Genomic DNA, 18,002 nt, shown 5'->3' with positions numbered 1-18,002 from the left:
GTCAGGACTTCCCGAGCAGTGAACGCACGTGCTGGACGATCTCCTCGTTCGTGTAGGCGTGCCCGCCGATCCCCCAGCCGCCCGGAACGGCCTCGGTGAGCGCGACCCACGTCCGCTCGGCCAGGCCCGGGTCACCCGCGGCCGCGGCGACCTGGGCGGTGATGTCCTGGACGACGCCGAGCTGCTGCTCCCGGTCCAGCGCGCCGGCGTTGGTCGTCACCTGGACGCGGACGTGGTCGCCGCCGCCCCCGGCGTCCGACAGCGCGTCGGCGGGCAGTTCGTGCACGAAGGCCGCGGTGTTCTCGGTGAAGAACGGGATCACCGGGACCTTTTCCCACCGCATCACCGTCTGCGCGAGTTCCTGGGCGAGCTTCTTCTTGTCGCCGATGACGCCCGCCGGGGCGTACACGTCGATCATGGGCATGGCGGTTCTCCGTTCCGGCCGGTTCAGGACGGTTCAAGGGGCGCAGTCATCCTTGAGTGGTCCGGGCGCGGCGCACTTCCACCAGAGCGCCGTCTGCTACACAGGAACGTCGGGAAACGAGGAGGTGATCGGCGTGGCCGATCTGCTGGGACCGCGGATCCCCGGTCCGGCGCGGTTGCGGGACCTGCTGGCCGGTGACGACCTCGTCGTCGCGCCCGGGGCGTACGACGCGCTCAGCGCCCGGCTGGTCGAGGCGGCCGGGTTCCCCGCCGTCTACATGACCGGGTTCGGCACGACGGCGTCGCTGCTCGGCCGCCCGGACGTCGGCCTGCTGACGATGACCGAGATGGTCCAGGCCGCGGCCCGGATCCGGTCGGTGGTCGAGGTGCCGGTGATCGCCGACGCCGACACCGGCTACGGGAACGCCCTCAACGTCATCCGCACCGTCCGCGAGTACGAGGCCGCCGGTGTCGCCGCGATCCACCTCGAGGACCAGGTCGCGCCGAAGCGCTGCGGGCACCTGGAGGGCAAGCGCGTCGTACCCGCCGAGACGATGGCCGACCGCGTCCGCGCCGCGGCCGACGCCCGGAACAACCCCGACTTCGTGCTCATCGCCCGCACCGACGCCCGCGCCGTCGAAGGCCTCGACGCGGCGATCGACCGCGCCCGCCGCTACCGGGATGCCGGCGCCGACATGCTCTTCGTCGAGGCGCTGCAGTCCGAGGCCGAGATCGAGCGGGTCGCGGACACCTTCCGCGACGTCCCGCTGCTGTTCAACTGGGCCGAGGGCGGCAAGACGCCGCCGCTGGGCCGGGATCGCCTGCGGGAGCTGGGTTTCCGGCTGGTGATCTGCCCGATCTCGACGCTGCTCGCGGCCACCCAGGCCATGCAGTCGGTGCTCGCCCGCATCGCGCAGGACGGCACTCCGGTCGACGCCGTCCGGGAGCTGCCCGGCCTCACCGACTTCGCCGAGCTGGTCGGCCTGCCCGAGATCGAGGAGATCGGCGAGAAGTACGGCAACGGCTGAGCCCCTCGTTGTTCCCTGCGTCACTCGCCTTGACGATTCTAAGACGACCGGTCATATTGAAAGGACCCAAGAGAGGACGAGGACATGAGCGAGATCAAGCCCCGGTTCCGCAGCATCGACGGGTTGTCCGTCCGCTACGCCGAGAGCGACGGGACGCACGAGGCCGAGGCCCTGCTGCTGAGCCCGTGGCCCGAAAGCCTGTACGCCTTCGACGCGAGCTGGTCGCGGCTGGCGGAGCACGCCCGCCTGGTCGCGGTCGACCTGCCCGGCTTCGGGCACTCCGAGCTGCGCGAGGACCTGCTCTCACCCCAGGCGATGGGTGAGTTCGTCGTCCGGATCGCCGACGAGCTGGGGCTGGCGAAGCCGCACGTCGTGGGCCCGGACGTCGGTACAGCGGCGGCACTGTTCGCCGCGGCGAAGCACCCGGGCCGGTTCGCGACCGTGACCGTGGGCAGCGGCGGGACGGCCGTTCCGCTGAACCTGGGCGGGGTGCTCGACGAGTGGGTGCGGGCCGAGGATCTGGCGCCGTACCGGGCGCTGGGCCCGAAGGACGTCGTGAAGGTCGCGCTCGGCAACATCGAGGGGTACGAGCTGCCCGACGTCGTGCGCGAGGACTACCTGGCCGCGTACTGGGGCCAGCGGTTCGTCGAGCAACTGCCGTACGTCCGGGCCTACCCCACCGAGCTGCCGATCCTCGGCGACCTGCTGCCCGGCATCACCACGCCGGTCCAGATCGTCGTCGGCGGCAAGGACCCGGTGGTGCCGGTGGCCAACGCCGAGTACCTGCACGAGCGGCTCCCGCACAGCAGGCTCGACGTCCTCGACGCGGGTCACTTCGTCTGGGAGGAAGCCGCGGCCGGCTACGCGCGGGCGATCACCGACTGGTGGCGCGCGAACATTTGACCTAACGTAGACGACCGCCCATATTGAACCCCGGGAGGAGACCCATGGCCAGGGCCAGCGTGCGGGAGCAGATCGTGGACGCCGCGTTCGAGCAGTTCCACCGGCTCGGCTACAACGCCTGCGGCGTCAAGCTCATCACCGACAGCGCGGGCGTGCCCAAGGGGTCGTTCTACAACCACTTCGAGAGCAAGGAAGCGCTCGCCCTGGTCGTGATGGAGCGCTACGGCGCCACCCGGCGGGTGCCGGCGCTGGCCGACACCGCCGTCGCCCCGCTGACCAGGCTGCGTGACCACTTCGAGTTCCTGGCGAGCGACATCGAGAAGTACGGCTACGAGCGCGGGTGCGTGTTCGGCAACTTCAGCAACGAAGCGGCCGACCACAGCCCCGCCATCCGCGACGGCCTGGTGACGAGCTTCGGCAGCTGGTCGGCGGCCGTCGCGGGGGCGATCCGCGAAGCCCAGGCCGACGGCTCGGTGACGTCCCAGCAGGACCCGGAGGTACTGGCCCGGTTCCTCGTCAACGCCTGGGAAGGCGCGATCGTCGGCGAGCGCGCGGCGAAGGACGGATCGTCCTTCGCCGCGTTCTTCACCCTCGCGTTCGGAACGGTGCTGCGCTGAACGCGGCCACCGGCGATCAGGCGTAGCCGCCGAAGTGCTCGCCCTCGGCCTTGAACCAGGCCATCCGGCCCGGTTGCCGTCGTCGCTGTAGACCTCGGTGTCCTGCGACGCCGCACCGCCTTTCCCGTTCTTGCGAACGCTTCGTGGGTCAGGCCGCTTCGGTTCTCCTCCTCCGCGCTTCCGCGGGGCCGATCACGCGTGGAGGCCGCGGATGGCCAGCTCCAGCAGGCGGTCGCCCTGGTCCGTGCCGGGCTCGCCGGTGCCCACCTGCCACAGGCCGCTCATCAGGACCAGCACGTCCGCCGGGTCGAGGCCCGGCCGCATGCTGCCCGCGGCGACGCAGGCGTCGAGCAGCCGGCCGACCGCGGCGGTGATCGGCGCGTACGTCTCGTCGATCGCGTCCTGCATCGCGGCCGTGTGCAGCGCTTCGCCGAGGCCGCGCTTGAGGCGGACGTAGGCGGCCAGGCGGCGGAACCAGACGCGGAAGGCGTCCAGCGGCTCGTGCCCGCCGATCTCGTCGTCGACCGCGTCCAGCAGGCGCTGCACGTCGTGCCGGTAGACTGCGAGGATCAGGGCTTCGCGCGTCGGGAAGTGCCGGTACACCGTGGCCGGCCCGACCCCGGCGAGCTTGGCGACGGTGTTCATCGAGACCGCGCCGGACTCGGCGAGCATGCCGCGCGCGACCTCGACGATGAGCCGGCGGTTGCGCATCGCGTCGACACGCGACGGCCGGGGCCGGGCCAGGGACAACGTTCAGCTCGCTTTCGGGGCGGTTCTTCCGACGAGCTGAGCCTACGGTTCGAAGGGACCTCTTGCGACCGCATCTGCGTGACGAAACCGGCAGTTCGCCCCGCAGATGCGGTCGCGGCCGTCAGCCGCCGAGGTCGGTGATGACGGTCTTGGTCTCCATGTAGTTGTTGAACACCGCGCTGCCCATCTCGCGGCCCCAGCCGGATTCCTTGTAGCCGCCGAACGGCAGCGACGCGTCGAAGACGTTCCACGTGTTCACCCACACCGTGCCCGCCCGCATCCGCCGCGCGGTCCGGTAGGCCTTGCCGACGTCCTTGGTGAAGACGCCGGCGCCGAGGCCGTAGTTCGTGTTGTTCGCGGTCGGCATGATGTCGGACTCCGAGTCGAACGGCGCCGCGGCGACGACCGGGCCGAAGATCTCCTCGCGGACCGCGGTCATCTCCTCCCGCGTCTCGGTCAGCACCGTCGGGGCCACGAAGTAGCCGCGGTCGCCGACCCGGTCGCCGCCGCTGATCGTCGCGCCGTCGTCGCGGCCCGACCTGATGTAGCCGGTCACCCGGTCGAACTGCTCCTGCGACACGAGCGGGCCCATCGTGGTCTCCGGGTCCAGGCCGTTGCCGACCTTGATCAGCTCGGCCTGCTCGCGGATGCCGGCGACGACCTCGTCGTAGACCGGTGCCTCGACGTAGAGCCGGGAGCCGGCGACGCAGCATTCGCCCTGGTTGAAGAAGATCGCGTTCGCCGAGCCGGCGATGGCCGCGTCGAGGTCGGCGTCGGCGTACACCACGTTCGGGGACTTGCCGCCCAGCTCGAGCGTCACCTTCTTCAGGTTCCCGGCCGCGGCCTTGACGATCTCCCGGCCGACCTCGGTCGAGCCGGTGAAGGCGACCTTGTCGACGTCCCGGTGCGCGGCGAGCGCGGCGCCCGCCTCGCCGAAGCCGGTGACGATGTTCAGCACGCCCGGCGGCAGCCCGGCCTGCATGGCGAGCTCGCCCAGCAGCAACGCCGACAGCGGCGTCTGCTCGGCCGGCTTCAGCACCGTGGTGCAGCCGGCCGCGAGGACCGGGCCCACCTTCCACGCGGCCATCAGCAGCGGGAAGTTCCACGGGATGATCTGCCCGCAGACCCCGACCGGCTCCCGCAGCGTGAAGCCGAGGTAGCGCGCGGGGTCCAGGCCGGACGTCGGGATCGTGGCGCCCTCGATCTTGGTCGCCCAGCCCGACATGTAGTGGAACAGGTCGGCGGCCAGCGGCACGTCGGCGGCCTTGGCGACCGCGTAGGGCTTGCCGTTGTCCAGCGATTCCAGCAGCGCGAAGTCCTCGAGGTGCTCGAGGACCAGGTCGCCGAGCTTGTGGATGATCCGGCCGCGCTGGCCGTGCGGCATCCTCCGCCACGGCGAGCTGTCGTCGAAGGCGGCGCGCGCGGCCCGCACGGCGCGGTCGACGTCTTCGGCTTCGCCGTGGGCGACCGAAGCCAGCACCTCTTCGGTGGCCGGGTTCAGCGTTTCGAACGTCCGGCCCGACGCCGAATCGACCCACTCCCCGTTGATCAGCATCTTCCTGCTGAGCGATTTCACGACCTCGTCGACACGGTTCTCGTCCACGGCCAGAGTCATCAGTGACCTCCTCGTCACCCGGAGTCAAAGCCGCATATGCGGTGTGATAGCCATCACAACACCGCAGGTGCGGCCTGTCTACGGGTTCGGGGACGCGGCCTCGAATTCACCCGGCCCGGGTCGCCACGCACGGGCAGCTGCCGGCGACGTGGCAGATCCGGCCCTCGCTCTCGGGCACCCGCCGGTACCGGGTCCCGTCCTCGAGCTCGACCTCGATGACGTCCAGCGGGTCGACGTCGGCGACGGTGCCGTAGCGCACCCGCCGGGTCCCGTTCTCCGGATCGGGTTCGCTGAAGACGATCACCCGGTCACCGCGGTGGAAGTGGTTCCACTCCCAGCCGTTGAGGTCGAACCAGGTCCCGGTGAAGGCCCGGGACACGACCGAGAGGTCCGCGCCGGTGGCGCCGGCGAGCCGGATCATCGTGTCGACCGGGACCAGCGCGCCCGGCTGGTCGGCCGAGCCGGCGTCGAGCCAGCCGTGCAGGCCCGAGACCGGCACCCCGGCCGACGCGGCGATCGACCGCACGGACCGGCCCGGCTGGTAGCGCTCCAGCAGCACCGCGACCCGCGTCTTGTCGATCATGAGCGTCTCCCGTCCGACGCCCTGATTGTGCCGCATGCGCGGCGGAAAAACTTCTTTCAAACCGCTTACGCGGGACAAGTACCTCCCAGGCGCCGGCGGTCGAGGGCGAGCCAGAGGCGGTCACGGGTCAGCGGGAGCTCGGTGAAGCGGACGCCGGTCGCCGCGCGCACGGCGTTGGCCAGCGCCGGGGCGACCGGGTTGAACGGGCTCTCGCTCATCGACTTCGCCCCGAGCGGGCCCAGCGCGTCGTCCGTGGTCATGAAGTGCACCTCGGTCCGGGGGACGTCGGCGAAGGCGGGCAGCCGGTACTGGCGGAACGCCGCCGTGGTCACGGTGCCGTCGGCCGCGGTGCGGACGTGCTCGAACAGGGTCGCGCCGAGGGCCTGCGCGACGCCGCCCTCGACCTGGCCGCGGCACTGCATCGGGTTCATCACCCTCCCGGCGTCGGCGGCGTGGACGCTGCGCAGGATCCGCAGCTCGCCGGTGCCCGGGTCGACCGCGACCCGGAACCACTGCGCGTTGAACGCCACCGACCGCGGCGTCCCGCCGAAGTGCCCGTCGGCGCTCAGGGTGCGTCCCACGGCTGCCGCCGCCTGGTGGAGTTCCTTGAGCAGCAACCGGTTCTCACCGTGCACCACGGCGTCCTCGACCAGCCGCAGCGCCGCCCGGTCCACGCCCAGGTGACCGGCGGCGAAGCCGAGCAGCCAGCCGGCGAGGGCGTCCGCGGCGAGGAGCACGGCCTTGCCGGCGACGACGGTGCCGGTCGAGCCGAAGGCGCCGGTGTCGTGGCGGACGACGTCGGTGTCGGACTGGCGGATCGCGATCCGGGCCGCGGTCGTGCCGAGGCGGCCCGCGGCGATCTGCCGGTGCACCGTGGTGGTGCCGTTACCGAACTCGGCGGTGCCGACCGCGACGTCGTAGGTGCCGTCGGGCAGCAGCGCGACGGTCGCGTCGGCGAAGTGCCCGCGCGGCGGCGCGGTGGCGATCATCGCGAGCGCGCTGCCCTCCCCGACGAGCCAGCCCTCGGGCGCGGGCTCGGCGGGTTCGGCGCGCGCGGCGCGGACGACGTCCAGGCATTCGCCGAGGCCGTAGCTGGCGAGGTGCAGGTCCTCCTCCTCGCCGTGCGCGTCGACCATCGGCTCGCCCGCCTTGATCACGTTGCGTTCCCGCAGCACGAGCGGGTCGAGGCCGAGCAGGTGCGCCAGCTCGTCCAGGACGGACTCCAGCGCGAAGATCACCTGGCCGAGGCCGTAACCGCGGAACGCGCCGGAGGGCACGTTGTGCGTGTAGACGGCGTAGGCGTCGGCTTTCTTGTGCGGGCAGCGGTAGACGGCGAGGGACTCGCCGCAGGCGTGGAACAGCACGCCCGGACCGTGGTTGCCGTAGGCGCCGGTGTCGGACACGACGTGCAGCTGCAGCGCGGTGAGCGTGCCGTCGCCGCGGGCGCCGGCCTTGACGCGCACGGTGAACGGGTGGCGGACGGTCGCGCCGAAGAACTGCTCGGCGCGGGTGAACTCCAGCTTCACCGGCCGCCGCAGCCGCAGCGCGGCCAGCACGACGACGTCCTCGGCGAGCATCTCCTGCTTGCCGCCGAAGCCGCCGCCGACCCGCCCGGCGACCACCCGGATCGCGTCCTCGGGCAGCCCGAACAGCGCGCACAGGGCGCGGCGCGTCAGGAACGGCACCTGGGTGCTGGACCGCACGACCAGCCGCCCGTCGTCCTCGAACCACGCGAGGGCGCCATGGGTCTCCAGGCTGGCGTGCTGCACCCGCTGCGTCCGGAAGGTGTTCTCGTAGACGACATCCGCGGCGGCGAAGCCGGTCGCGACGTCCCCGACCTCACCGTGCAGCTCGGCCACGACGTTGTCCACGGGCCGCGCGATGCCGCTGGTTTCCGGGTCCTTCTCGTGCACGACCGGGGCACCGGGCCGCATCGCCGCGTCCGGGTCGGTGACCGCGGGCCGCACCTCGTACGTCACCACGATCCGGCGGCAGCCCTCCTCGGCGGCGGCTTCGGAATCGGCGACCACGGCGGCGACGCGCTGGCCCACGTGTCGCACGACGTCGTCGAACACGCGGGTGTCGGCCGGGTCGTCCTCGACGTGTTCGTGCTGGGCGCTCGAGAAGTGCGTCGGCGGGGCGTCGTGGTGGGTCAGCACCAGGCGCACCCCGGGGACGTCGTAGGCGGGCGAGGGGTCGATCGCGGTGATCCGGGCGTGCGCGTGCGGCGAGCGCAGCAGCTTGAGGTGCAGCAGGCCGGGCACGTCGAGGTCGAACGTGTAGCGCGCGGTGCCGGTGACGACCTCCGGCCCGGCCGGGGCGGCCAGGTTCCGCCCGACCGTCTCCCCCGCAGCGGGCTCCTCGACGTGCTTGACCCCGCGGACGGCGTCCTCGATCGCGCGGTATCCGGTGCAGCGGCACAGGTTTCCCTTGAACCCGCGCGGCAGGTCGGTGGTGTCCTCCAGCGCCGCGGTCGTCATCAGGAACCCCGCGGTGCAGAACCCGCACTGGAAACCCTGGGCGTCCAGGAACTTCTGCTGCACGGGGTGCAGTTCGCCGTCGCGGGCCAGACCCTCCACAGTGGTCACTTGCCGACCGCTCGCGCGCACGGCCGGGTACAGGCAGCTGTGCACCGGGACGCCGTCGACGTGCACGGTGCACGCGCCGCAGTCCCCCGCGTCGCAGCCCTTCTTGACGCCGAACCAGCCGCGCTCGCGCAGGTAGGTGCGCAGGCACTGGCCGGGCCGCGGCTCGGCCTCGGTGCGCTGCCCGTTGACGTCCAGCTCGAAGCTCACGCCAGGTCCTCCCGGATCTCCCCGGCGAGCCGGAACGTCATGTGACGGCGCCAGGCGGGCAGGCCGTGGATGTCGTCGAACCAGTCGCCGTCGCCCACCGCGGCCTCGATCGCGGTGCGCAGGCCGTCCGCGTCCGGCACGCGCGGGAAGGTGAGCACGAAGGGACGGGTGGTGGCCGCGGTGATCGTGAGGGTGAACGTCGAGCCGAGGGTGCCGATCAGGAGCACGCCGGACCGGCCGAGGCCGTGGAGCGACGCCTGCCGGAACGCCGTCCGCCGGCCGAGCGCGGCCGCGGGCAGCGTCACCGACCGCAGGAGCTCCCCGTCCGCGAGGACGTTCCGGCCGGCGCCGGTGACGAACGCGGCGGCCGGGACCCGGCGCTCGGTGCCGTCCTGGGCGCGGAGCAGGCAGACACCGTCGAGGGCGGCGGTCAGGGAGATCATCGGGCCCGCGGGCAGGGCGTTGCAGAGGTTGCCGCCGACGGTGGCCAGGTTCCAGATCTTGAACGACGCGAGGAACGCCCGGCAGCACTGCTCGACCAGCGGCGCGACCGCCGGGCCGTGGCCCGCGGCGAACCGGGACAGCTCGGCGATCGTGCAGGTCGCGGCCAGCTCGAGCGAGCCGTCGCCGTGCCCGGTGACGGACGGCCAGCCGAACCGGCTCAGGTCGACCAGCCGGCGCAGGTACGGCTGCGGCTCGGAGAACAGGTACGTGCCGCCGGCCAGCCAGGCGTCACCCGGCCGCCACGCGCCGGGCCGGCGCGGATCACGGATCGCCGTCACGGTGTTCAGGTCCATGGCACCTCCTCGCGGTCGTCCCCCAGCCAAACAACACCGCGCTCCCGGGACGAGAGGCGAACAGCACCGAAAACACCTGGTAAACGCACACGCTTTTGGAGGATCATCCAAGCCATGCGCGTGCGCGACCTGCTTGACCTCCCCGAACTGCGGCTGCGGCTCGTCTGGGGCGGCGAGGCCCTGACCGGCCGGGACGTCACCGGCGTCACGGTCACCGACCTGGCCGACCCGGCCCGGTTCGTCCGGCCCGGCGACGTCGTGCTGACCGGCCTGGTCTGGTGGTCCGCCGACGGCGGCGACACCAAGGCCGAGCGGTTCGCCGACGCCGTCGCGGGTGCCCACGCCGCCGCGCTGCTCGCCGGGGAGGAGACCCACGGGCAGGTGCCCGAAGCGCTCGCCGACGCCTGCGCCCGGCTGGACCTGCCGCTGCTGTCGGTGCCGGCCGACACCGACTTCCGGGCCATCACCGACGCCGTCTACCTGCGTCAATGGGGTGGTTTCGACGCCTCGGCCCGGCCCGCGCTCCCGGAACCCGCCCGGCGCGAAGTGGACCGGCTGCTCGCCGAAGGCGCGCCCCTGGACGACGTCCTCGCGGCCGCCTGCGCGCCCCTGGGCGATCTCGCGTGTTACGTGGTGACCGCGACCGGGCGGGTGCTGGCCCGGACGGCGGCCGCGACCGCGCCGATCGAGCCCGGCGAGGACGTCCGCCGCCGGGTCGGCACGACCCTGCGCGTCGACGCCGGGGCGTCGCCCTACGACACGTGGCTGGTGCACGCGCCGGCCGGCACCGGCACCCCGCCCGGCGCGCTGCGGGAGATCACCGCCGTCGTCGGCCGGTTCCGGCACGCCTGGGACGAGCAGCTCGAGCCCGGCCGCAGGACGGCGAACCGGCTGGCCGCCGCCGTCGCGTCCGGAGCCGAGGAAGCCACGCTCCGGTCCGCGCTGCGCCGGTCCGGCCTGCCCGCCGACGGGCCGTACGTGGTCCACACCCTGACCCTGGACGACGCGGCCGCCGCGGCCCGCGCGCTCACCGAAGCGCTCGCCGGGGTGCCGTGCGCGGTCGGCGTCCTGCCGCGCGGCGAGGCGGTCGCGATCCAGGCCGGCGCCGACGTCCCGGACCCGGGCCGCTGGAAGGCGTTGCAGGCGTGCGATCCCCGGACACCGCTGGCCGCGGGAACGAGCACGACCCTCGCCGGGCCGGACGACCTGCCGTCCGGCCTCGCCCAGGCCCGGCACGCCGCCGCGGTGTCCCGGCCGGCCGGGAGCCTGGTGACGTCCGCGGCCGAGCTGACGGGGTTCGGCGCGCTGGTGTCGGGGCTCGATCCGGCGTTGCGCACGGCGTTCCGCGAGCGGGTGCTGGGCCCGCTGCTCGGCCTGGAGCGCGGAAGCGGCCCGGTGCTGCTGGACACGGTCGCGGCCTTCCTGGACTGCGACGGGTCGTGGGCCCGCGCGGCGCGGGCCCTGCACGTCCATGTGAACACGGTGCACTACCGGATCGAGCGGGCCGAGGAGTTGCTGGGCCGCGACCTGTCCCGGCTCGACGACCGGCTCGACCTACGCGCGGCGCTGCTCTGCTGAGCGGTAGCCAGATGCGGTTCAGGACAGGCGGGCGACCTCGGCCCGGGCGTGCGTGACCCGGCCGGTTTCCCGGCCACCGGCGCGGGCGATCTCGCGGGCCAGGTCACCCGCGGCCTCGATGCGGTGCCGGGCCCGGCGCCGGCTGTGGACGTGCTTGCGGTAGGCCTTGCGCTGCTTGCGCAGGCCGCTGACGGCGTCGAGCAGGGCCGGGTCGAGCGCGCCCGCGTCGACCTCCGGCCCGAGCAGGTCCCGCATCCAGGCCCGCTCCCGGCGGGCGGCGCGGCGCAGCACTGCGGACAGGGCGACGAGTTCGACGGCCGCGATCACGAACGGCAGCACCGCGACCAGGGCACTGCGGCCGCCGAGGCCGGCCATGTCGTCCCACGCGAAGTGGAAGACCATCGCCATCAGCATGGTCAGCACGCCCCGGACGACGTCGCGCTCGCCCGGGGTCCGGCCCAGCACCCACATCAGGCCGGTGCAGAAGATCGCGCTGAACAGGGCGTGCGAGACGATCCCGGCCGCGCCCCGGGACACGAACACCTGCAGCGACGTGCCGAGCTGGTTGGCGCCGAAGGTCTGGGCCGCGCCGTTGTAGACGTAGAGCACGTCCTCGAAGACCTGGAAACCCAGGCCGATGAACGCGCCGATGATGAACCCGTCGTAGGCGCTGCGGACCAGCCGCGGCGCCAGCCCGATCAGCAGCACCAGGCCGAGCGCCTTGCCCCACTCCTCGGTGATCGGGGCGGTCAGGCCGGCGGCCCAGTCGGCGGCGAAGGCGGTGCCGCCGACCTTCGTCCAGAACTCGAGCAGCGCGGTGTTCGCCGGCAGGGCGATCCAGAACGGGGCGGCGACGCCACCCCAGGCGAAGGCCGCGGCGAGCAGCCCGGCGGGCTGGGCGGTGTAGCGGTTCTGGTGGCGCAGCAACAACAGCCACGGCACCAGGTACAGCCCGAACAGCAGCACGCCGCCGGCCAGGGCCGGGGCGTAGAAGCCGCTGGAGCCGAAGTACCGCACGATCGCCAGCGCGCCCCCGCCGACGCCGAGCAGGTAGACCCACAGCGCCAGGTTGTGCGGCTGGAAGAACCGGAACGGCAGGCCCCAGCCCGAATCCTCGATCGCGGCCAGCTGCGCCGCCTTGCCGCTCATCGGCCGGCTCCCGGGGTGATGCTGCGCAGCAACGCCGTGACGTCGTCGCGGTAGCGCTCGAACTGGTCCGGCGCGGTGCGCACCCGGACCAGCAACGCCGGCGCGGCCTCGGCGGCCTGGCCGGCCGCGGGCACCTTGAACGCGACGTCGAGCGCGTCCCCGCCCGGCCCGGTCCCGGCCTGCACGACGCCGGTCAGTCCGGCGTCGCTCCGGACGGTGCCCCGCGCCGCGTCGACGCCCGGCTCGCCGCCTTCGGATCGCTCGACCTGGTCGAGAAAGGCACTGGCGGTGCCGGTGTACGGCGCGCCGCGCAGGGCGATGGTCGCGCCCCCGGTGGCCAGCAGGATCTGCAGGGACGTCGAATTCGCCGCGTCGGCGCCGGTGAGCGTGCCGCTTTCCAGCTGCCAGCCCACGGGCGGGACCGCGGTCGCCCCGCTGCCGAGGTCGAGCACGTCGCCGGCCCGGATTTGGTTGCGCCACGGGATCACCGCGTTGAGCGCCGGCAATCCGTAGATCAGCACCAGCGCGATGACGAGGGTGATCAGCGCCGGGGTGAACGTCCGGCGGTCGAGCCCGAGGAACCGGTGCTCCACCGGTACCCAGCCCCGCGGCGGTTCCTGTACGTCAGCGGTCACTCCGGGACTGTAAGCACGGGCAATCCGATCCGCACCCGGAAGGACCCCACCGCGGGACCGGCTCGGTCACCCCAGCGTCGGGAGTTCGGCGACGACCTCCGTGGTGGCCTTGGCGAAGTTGAACGTGATGAAGTGCAGCCCCGGGACCCCTTCGGTGAGCAGCCGCCGGGCGAGGAGGATCGCCTGCTCGATGCCCAGCGCGCGGACCGCCGCCGGGTCGTCGGCGACGGCGGCGAACCGCTCCGCCAGGTGCGGTGGGAACGGCGCGCCGGACAGCTGCTCCGAGCGGGCGATGGTTCTCATCGTCGTGACCGGCATCAGCGCGGGGATGATCGGCGTGTCGCAGCCGGCCGCCGTCACCCGGTCACGCAGCCTCAGGTAGTCGTCGGCGTCGAAGAGCATCTGGGTGATCGCGTAGTCCGCGCCCGCCCGGCACTTCGCCACGAACTGCCGCGTGTCCTCCTCGGTGCTCGCCGAGCGCGGATGCCCGTGCGGGAACGCGGCCACGCCCACGCAGAAGTCGCCGTGTTCACGCAGCAGCGTCACGAGCTCACTCGCGTAGCCGAGGCCCTCCGGGTGCCGGACCCACTCCCCCGTGACGTCGCCGGGCGGGTCGCCCCGCACCGCCAGGACGTTGACGACCCCGGCGTCGGCCAGCGCCCCGACGAACGACCGCAGCTGCCGGACCGAATGGCCGACGGCGGTGAGGTGGACGACCGGCAGCATCGTGGTCTCCCGGCCGATCCGCGCGGCCACCGCGACGGTGTTGTCCCGGGTCGACCCGCCCGCCCCGTAGGTCACCGACACGAAACCCGGGTGCAGCGACTCCAGCTTGCGGACGTTCTGCCAGATCCGCTCCGCGTCGTCGGTCTCGCGGGGCGGCATGAACTCCAGCGAGAGCACCGGAGCGCCGGCGGCCAGGCGGTCGCGGACCGTGCGGCCCGCGGCGGGGGGGGTGACCGCCCGCCGCGGGGAAAGCCGCCCGCTCGTCACGCGCGTGCCCTCAGCTGCCCGGTGGCCTCCACCAGGTTGGCCAGGGTCGCCCGCACCTCGGCGTACCCGCGGGTCTTGAGGCCGCAGTCGGGGTTGACCCACAGCCGGTCGGCGGGGAACGCCGCGACGGCCGTGCGCAGGTGCCCGGCGATCTCCTCGACCGACGGCACCCGCGGCGAATGGATGTCCCAGACGCCGGGGCCGGCCTCGTTGGGGTACCCCGCGCGGGCGAGGTCGGCGACGATGGCCATGTTCGAGCGGGCCGCCTCCAGGCTGATCACGTCGGCGTCCATGTCGACGATCGCCTGCAGGACGTCGCCGAACTCGGCGTAACACATGTGGGTGTGGATCTGGGTGTCGTCCCGCACGCCCGCGGTCGCCAGGCGGAACGAGTCGACGGCCCACTCCAGGTACGCGGCCCGGTCGGCGGTGCGCAGCGGCAGCGTTTCGCGCAGCGCCGGCTCGTCGACCTGGATGACCGCGATCCCGGCGTTCTCCAGGTCGGCGACCTCGTCCCGCAGGGCGAGCGCGACCTGGCGGGCGGTGTCGCCCTCGGGCTGGTCGTCGCGCACGAACGACCAGGCCAGCATGGTGACCGGGCCGGTCAGCATGCCCTTGACCGGCCGCTCGGTCAGGCTCTGGGCGTAGGTGGCCCAGTCGACGGTCATCGGCTCCGGGCGGGAGACGTCCCCGACGATCAGCGGCGGCCGGACGTACCGGGTGCCGTAGGACTGGACCCAGCCCTGCTGGGTGGCCAGGAACCCGGTGAGCTGCTCGCCGAAGTACTGGACCATGTCGTTGCGCTCGGGCTCGCCGTGCACCAGCACGTCGAGGCCGAGCTTCTCCTGCTCGGCGACGACCGCGCGGACCTCGGCGCGCATCGCCTCGCGGTAGGCGTCCCGATCGAGCTTGCCCGACCGCAGCGCGGCACGCGCCTGGCGCAGCTCCGAGGTCTGCGGGAACGAGCCGATCGTCGTGGTCGGCAGTTCCGGCAGCCGCAGGCGCTCCTCCTGGGCCAGGTGGCGCCGGCCGTACGGGCTGACGCGGCGCAGGTCGGCGTCGGTGACCGCGGCGGCCCGCTCCCGGACGGCGGGCACCCGCACGATCGGCGAGGCCGCCCGGGAGGCCAGGCGCTCGGCGTTGACGCGCAGGACGTCACCGATCGCGGACCGGTCTTCGGTCAGGCCGCGGCGCAGCGTGACGATCTCCTCGAGCTTCTGCCGCGCGAACGACAGCCACCCGGCGATCTCGGGGTCCAGGTCCGTTTCGAGGGTGACGTCCAGCGGGACGTGCAGCAGCGAGCAGGACGCGGCGACGTCGACCGAACCGGCCAGGCCGAGCAGCGTGGCCAGGGTGCCCAGCGCGGCGGCCAGGTCCGCGGCCCAGATGTTGCGCCCGTTCACCACCCCGGCGACCAGCCGCTTGTCCAGGATCCCGCCGGCGGCGGCCAGGTCGTCGAGGTTGGCCGCGGCGCTCCCGGTGAAGTCCAGCGCCAGGCCCTCGACCGGCGAAGACGCCAGCACCGGCAGGACGTCCCCGAGCCGGTCGAAGTAGGACGCGACCAGGATCTTCGGGCGCGCGGTCGCGGCCGCCAAGGTGGCGTAGGTGTCGGCGACCTCGGCCAGCACGTCCGCCGGCTGGTCGGTGACGAGCGCGGGCTCGTCGAGCTGAACCCACTCCGCGCCCGCTTCGTGCAGCTGCCGCAGCAGGTCGGCGTAGAGCGGGACGATCCGGTCGAGCAGGTCGAGCGGCCGGAACCCGTCGGTGCCGGTGGGGTCCTTGGCCAGCAGCAGGAAGGTGACCGGGCCGACGAGCACCGGCCGGGTGGTCACTCCCTGCGCCAGCGCCTCGGCGAACTCGGCGAGGGGCTTGGCCGCGTTCAGGGTGAACGTCGTGTCCGGCCCCAGCTCGGGCACCAGGTAGTGGTAGTTCGTGTCGAACCACTTGGTCATCTCCAGCGGCGGCGCGTCCGCGGTGCCGCGGGCCATGGCGAAGTAGCGGTCCAGCTCACCGGCCGGGGTCGTGACGTCCGGGACGGCGGCGACGTGCCGTTCGGGAATGGCGCCGAGCAGGACCGAGGTGTCCAGGACGTGGTCGTAGAACGAGAAGTGGTTGCCGGGGATCTCGTCGATCCCGGCGTCGCGCAGTTCGGCCAGGGTCTGCAGCCGCAGGTCACGGGCCGTGCCCAGCAGGGCGTCGGCGTCGACGCGGCCCTTCCAGTACGCCTCGACGGCCTTCTTCAGCTGCCGGGCGGCACCTTGGCGCGGGTAGCCGTACACGGTGGCAAGGCTGGTGGGGGATGTCACGGGGCTCTCCTTCGCGAGTCCACGTGGACCCCGGGGGAGGGCACGGCAAGCCACGACCGTCGTCCGGTCGCGACTCGGCGAGGACCCACCCACGAGGTCGCGGCCAGCACCCCGAGGTCACGGGGTGCGCAGCGGGCAGGTCTTCGGACTCGTGGGCGTTCGCGCTCTTTCCTACTGGCCGTCGCTTCCCAAGCCGGGTGGCTCAGTGCTCGTCCTCGCTTGTTCCTCGAGGACTGACGGCGTTCGTTCCCACTCACCGCTGCGGGGCAGTCCCGGATTCACACCGGGTTCCCTCTTGCCTCGGTCACCGCGGGCGTGCGTGCGGATCCCGAACCTGCTGCCTCGTCACTGTACCGCCTCCGGCTTGGGTTCTCCTCGACGCGCGCTGCGGCCGGCCGCGGTGGGTGCTCGACGGGCAGCTCCCATCAAGTGGGACGCGGGGCCGGCCAAGTAGACCCGCGCCGGTTGGTAAGCGCTTTCTTCAGCCAGGCTTCTCGTTCGTCCGGGTCGACCGGCCGAGCTTGTGTCCACTGTGGATCGTCTGCGAGGCGTTCGGCTCGCCGGGGCGGATCGTCACCCGGGTCGCCGAACTGCCGGACGGCAAGAAGTACTTCTGGCCGGCCCGCACGGCGACCCGGCCTTCCGTACCCACCACCCGGGTAGCCGTCGACACGGCCGGACTTCCTCCTTTAGGGTGTCCCCCAGGTCTGCGGTGCAGGGAAGCCGGTGTGAAACCGGCGCGGTCCCGCCACTGTGACCGGGGAGCGGCGCCTCCGTGAGATGGCCACTGGCGCGAGCCGGGAAGGCCGGGGCGTCGTGGATCCGGGAGCCAGGATACCGGCCGCGGGTGTTCGTGTTCGTCCACGAGGATGGAGCTGAACGCATGCGGATTCCCCCTGCCTGCGCGAAAACCGGCGAACCGGTTCCCGGAACCGGCCCGACCGGGGACGGTCCGGCATGAGCGTGACCATCCTCGTCGACCGGCCAGCCGAGCGGGTCGCCCGCATCACGCTCAACCGGCCGGAGGCCCTCAACGCGCTGAACCTCCAGGCGATGCGGGAGATCACCACCGCGGCGGCCGGGCTGGACCGCGACCCGGACGTCGGCGCGATCGTCGTCACCGGCTCGGCGAAGGCGTTCGCGGCCGGGGCGGACGTCAAGGAGATGGCACCGCGGAGCTTCGGCGACGTCTTCGCCGCGGACTGGTTCGCCGGCTGGGACGCCCTGTCCCGGGTCCGGACCCCGCTGGTGGCGGGCGTGGCGGGCTACGCCCTGGGCGGCGGCTGCGAGCTGGCGATGATGTGCGACGTGCTGATCGCGGCGGACACGGCGAAGTTCGGCCAGCCGGAGATCACCCTCGGCGTCATCCCCGGCATGGGCGGCTCCCAGCGCCTCACCCGGGCCATCGGCAAGGCCAAGGCGATGGACCTGATCCTCACCGGCCGGACGATCGACGCCGCCGAGGCCGAACGCGCCGGTCTGGTTTCCCGGCTCGTCGCGGCGGACGCCCTCCTGGCCGAGACCACGGCCACGGCGTCGAAGATCGCGTCGATGTCCAAGCCCGCGGCGATGCTGGCCAAGGAGGCGGTGAACCGGGCGTTCGAAAGCAGCCTGTCCGAGGGCCTGCTGTTCGAGCGCCGCCTGTTCCACGCGACCTTCGCGACGCACGACCAGAAGGAAGGCATGGCCGCGTTCACCGAGAAGCGCCCGGCGGAGTTCCGACACGCCTGAACCACCGAGGAGCCCGGCACCGCACCGGCGCCGGGCTCCCGCGGTCACGGGCAGCTGAGAGCCAGCTCCGCGGCCGATGTCAGCTGAGCCAGGCCGCGG

The 18,002-nt window shown here is 73.0% G+C and carries 15 protein-coding genes, 1 pseudogene and 2 riboswitches; of the genes and pseudogenes, 6 read left to right on the top strand and 10 right to left on the bottom strand.

Annotated features, from left to right (window positions below):
- Nucleotide 1 precedes the first annotated feature (1 nt).
- Nucleotides 2-424 (bottom strand): tautomerase family protein, encoded by a 423-nt coding sequence (locus VA596_RS26605; RefSeq protein ID WP_323330883.1) that lies wholly within the window; start codon nucleotides 422-424, stop codon nucleotides 2-4.
- A 133-nt stretch (nucleotides 425-557) separates the two neighbouring features.
- On the opposite strand from VA596_RS26605, the gene VA596_RS26600 reads away from it, so the two are divergent.
- The 3 genes from VA596_RS26600 to VA596_RS26590 all read left to right on the top strand — a co-directional run bounded on the left by VA596_RS26600 (nucleotide 558) and on the right by VA596_RS26590 (nucleotide 2,971).
- Nucleotides 558-1,451, top strand: a complete 894-nt coding sequence (locus VA596_RS26600) for an isocitrate lyase/PEP mutase family protein (RefSeq protein WP_323330882.1) — start codon at nucleotides 558-560, stop codon at nucleotides 1,449-1,451.
- A gap of 84 nt (nucleotides 1,452-1,535) precedes the next feature.
- The gene (locus VA596_RS26595) at nucleotides 1,536-2,354 is read left to right on the top strand and encodes an alpha/beta fold hydrolase (protein ID WP_323330881.1); all 819 of its coding nucleotides are present in this window, start codon (nucleotides 1,536-1,538) and stop codon (nucleotides 2,352-2,354) included.
- A gap of 44 nt (nucleotides 2,355-2,398) precedes the next feature.
- A complete protein-coding gene (locus tag VA596_RS26590) occupies nucleotides 2,399-2,971 on the top strand; it encodes a TetR/AcrR family transcriptional regulator (protein ID WP_323330880.1) in 573 nt (190 codons plus the stop codon).
- Nucleotides 2,972-3,163: 192 nt separating this feature from the next.
- Here VA596_RS26590 and VA596_RS26585 read toward each other — a convergent pair whose 3' ends face one another.
- From VA596_RS26585 to VA596_RS26565, 5 genes are all read right to left on the bottom strand, one after another.
- A complete protein-coding gene (locus VA596_RS26585) occupies nucleotides 3,164-3,721 on the bottom strand; it encodes a TetR/AcrR family transcriptional regulator (protein WP_323330879.1) in 558 nt (185 codons plus the stop codon).
- Nucleotides 3,722-3,842: 121 nt separating this feature from the next.
- A complete protein-coding gene (locus VA596_RS26580) occupies nucleotides 3,843-5,336 on the bottom strand; it encodes an aldehyde dehydrogenase family protein (RefSeq protein WP_323330878.1) in 1,494 nt (497 codons plus the stop codon).
- Nucleotides 5,337-5,442: 106 nt separating this feature from the next.
- Entirely contained in the window at nucleotides 5,443-5,919 is a 477-nt protein-coding gene (locus VA596_RS26575) for a hypothetical protein (RefSeq protein ID WP_323330877.1), read from the bottom strand.
- 65 nt (nucleotides 5,920-5,984) lie between these two features.
- Nucleotides 5,985-8,714, bottom strand: coding sequence for a molybdopterin-dependent oxidoreductase (locus VA596_RS26570; protein ID WP_323330876.1), 2,730 nt, complete (start codon nucleotides 8,712-8,714; stop codon nucleotides 5,985-5,987).
- Nucleotides 8,711-9,511 (bottom strand): FAD binding domain-containing protein, encoded by an 801-nt coding sequence (locus tag VA596_RS26565; protein ID WP_323330875.1) that lies wholly within the window; start codon nucleotides 9,509-9,511, stop codon nucleotides 8,711-8,713. Before VA596_RS26565 ends, VA596_RS26570 begins: the two co-directional genes overlap by 4 nt.
- A gap of 114 nt (nucleotides 9,512-9,625) precedes the next feature.
- Between VA596_RS26565 and VA596_RS26560 the strand changes: the two genes are divergently transcribed.
- Nucleotides 9,626-11,089 carry a PucR family transcriptional regulator gene (locus VA596_RS26560; RefSeq protein ID WP_323330874.1) on the top strand — a complete coding sequence of 488 codons (1,464 nt, stop codon included), beginning with the start codon at nucleotides 9,626-9,628 and terminating at the stop codon, nucleotides 11,087-11,089.
- Between the two features lie 18 nt (nucleotides 11,090-11,107).
- Here VA596_RS26560 and VA596_RS26555 read toward each other — a convergent pair whose 3' ends face one another.
- From VA596_RS26555 to metE, 4 genes are all read right to left on the bottom strand, one after another.
- Entirely contained in the window at nucleotides 11,108-12,238 is a 1,131-nt protein-coding gene (locus VA596_RS26555; RefSeq protein ID WP_323330873.1) for a PrsW family intramembrane metalloprotease, read from the bottom strand.
- Nucleotides 12,235-12,873: a hypothetical protein gene (locus VA596_RS26550; protein WP_323330872.1), complete on the bottom strand. Its 639-nt coding sequence runs from the start codon at nucleotides 12,871-12,873 to the stop codon at nucleotides 12,235-12,237. Before VA596_RS26550 ends, VA596_RS26555 begins: the two co-directional genes overlap by 4 nt.
- A gap of 66 nt (nucleotides 12,874-12,939) precedes the next feature.
- Complete coding sequence (locus VA596_RS26545) at nucleotides 12,940-13,866, bottom strand: methylenetetrahydrofolate reductase (RefSeq protein ID WP_323330871.1); 927 nt, start codon at nucleotides 13,864-13,866, stop codon at nucleotides 12,940-12,942.
- A complete protein-coding gene (gene metE / locus VA596_RS26540; RefSeq protein WP_323330870.1) occupies nucleotides 13,863-16,172 on the bottom strand; it encodes a 5-methyltetrahydropteroyltriglutamate--homocysteine S-methyltransferase in 2,310 nt (769 codons plus the stop codon). The genes VA596_RS26545 and metE overlap by 4 nt, the downstream gene beginning before the upstream one ends.
- Before the next feature lie 117 nt (nucleotides 16,173-16,289).
- Nucleotides 16,290-16,525, bottom strand: a riboswitch (cobalamin riboswitch).
- Nucleotides 16,526-16,576: 51 nt separating this feature from the next.
- Here metE and VA596_RS50705 point away from each other — a divergent pair.
- Together VA596_RS50705 and VA596_RS26530 are read left to right on the top strand one after the other, a co-directional pair.
- Nucleotides 16,577-16,771, top strand: a pseudogene (locus tag VA596_RS50705) (short-chain fatty acyl-CoA regulator family protein); the annotation flags it as partial.
- Nucleotides 16,772-16,858: 87 nt separating this feature from the next.
- Nucleotides 16,859-17,032: riboswitch (cobalamin riboswitch) on the top strand.
- 97 nt (nucleotides 17,033-17,129) lie between these two features.
- Nucleotides 17,130-17,903: an enoyl-CoA hydratase gene (locus VA596_RS26530; RefSeq protein WP_323330869.1), complete on the top strand. Its 774-nt coding sequence runs from the start codon at nucleotides 17,130-17,132 to the stop codon at nucleotides 17,901-17,903.
- Nucleotides 17,904-18,002: the final 99 nt, after the last annotated feature.

The organism is Amycolatopsis heterodermiae, assembly GCF_034929455.1.
GTDB classification, from domain to species: domain Bacteria; phylum Actinomycetota; class Actinomycetes; order Mycobacteriales; family Pseudonocardiaceae; genus Amycolatopsis; species Amycolatopsis heterodermiae.
This window is presented reverse-complemented; position numbering and strand designations above follow the sequence as displayed.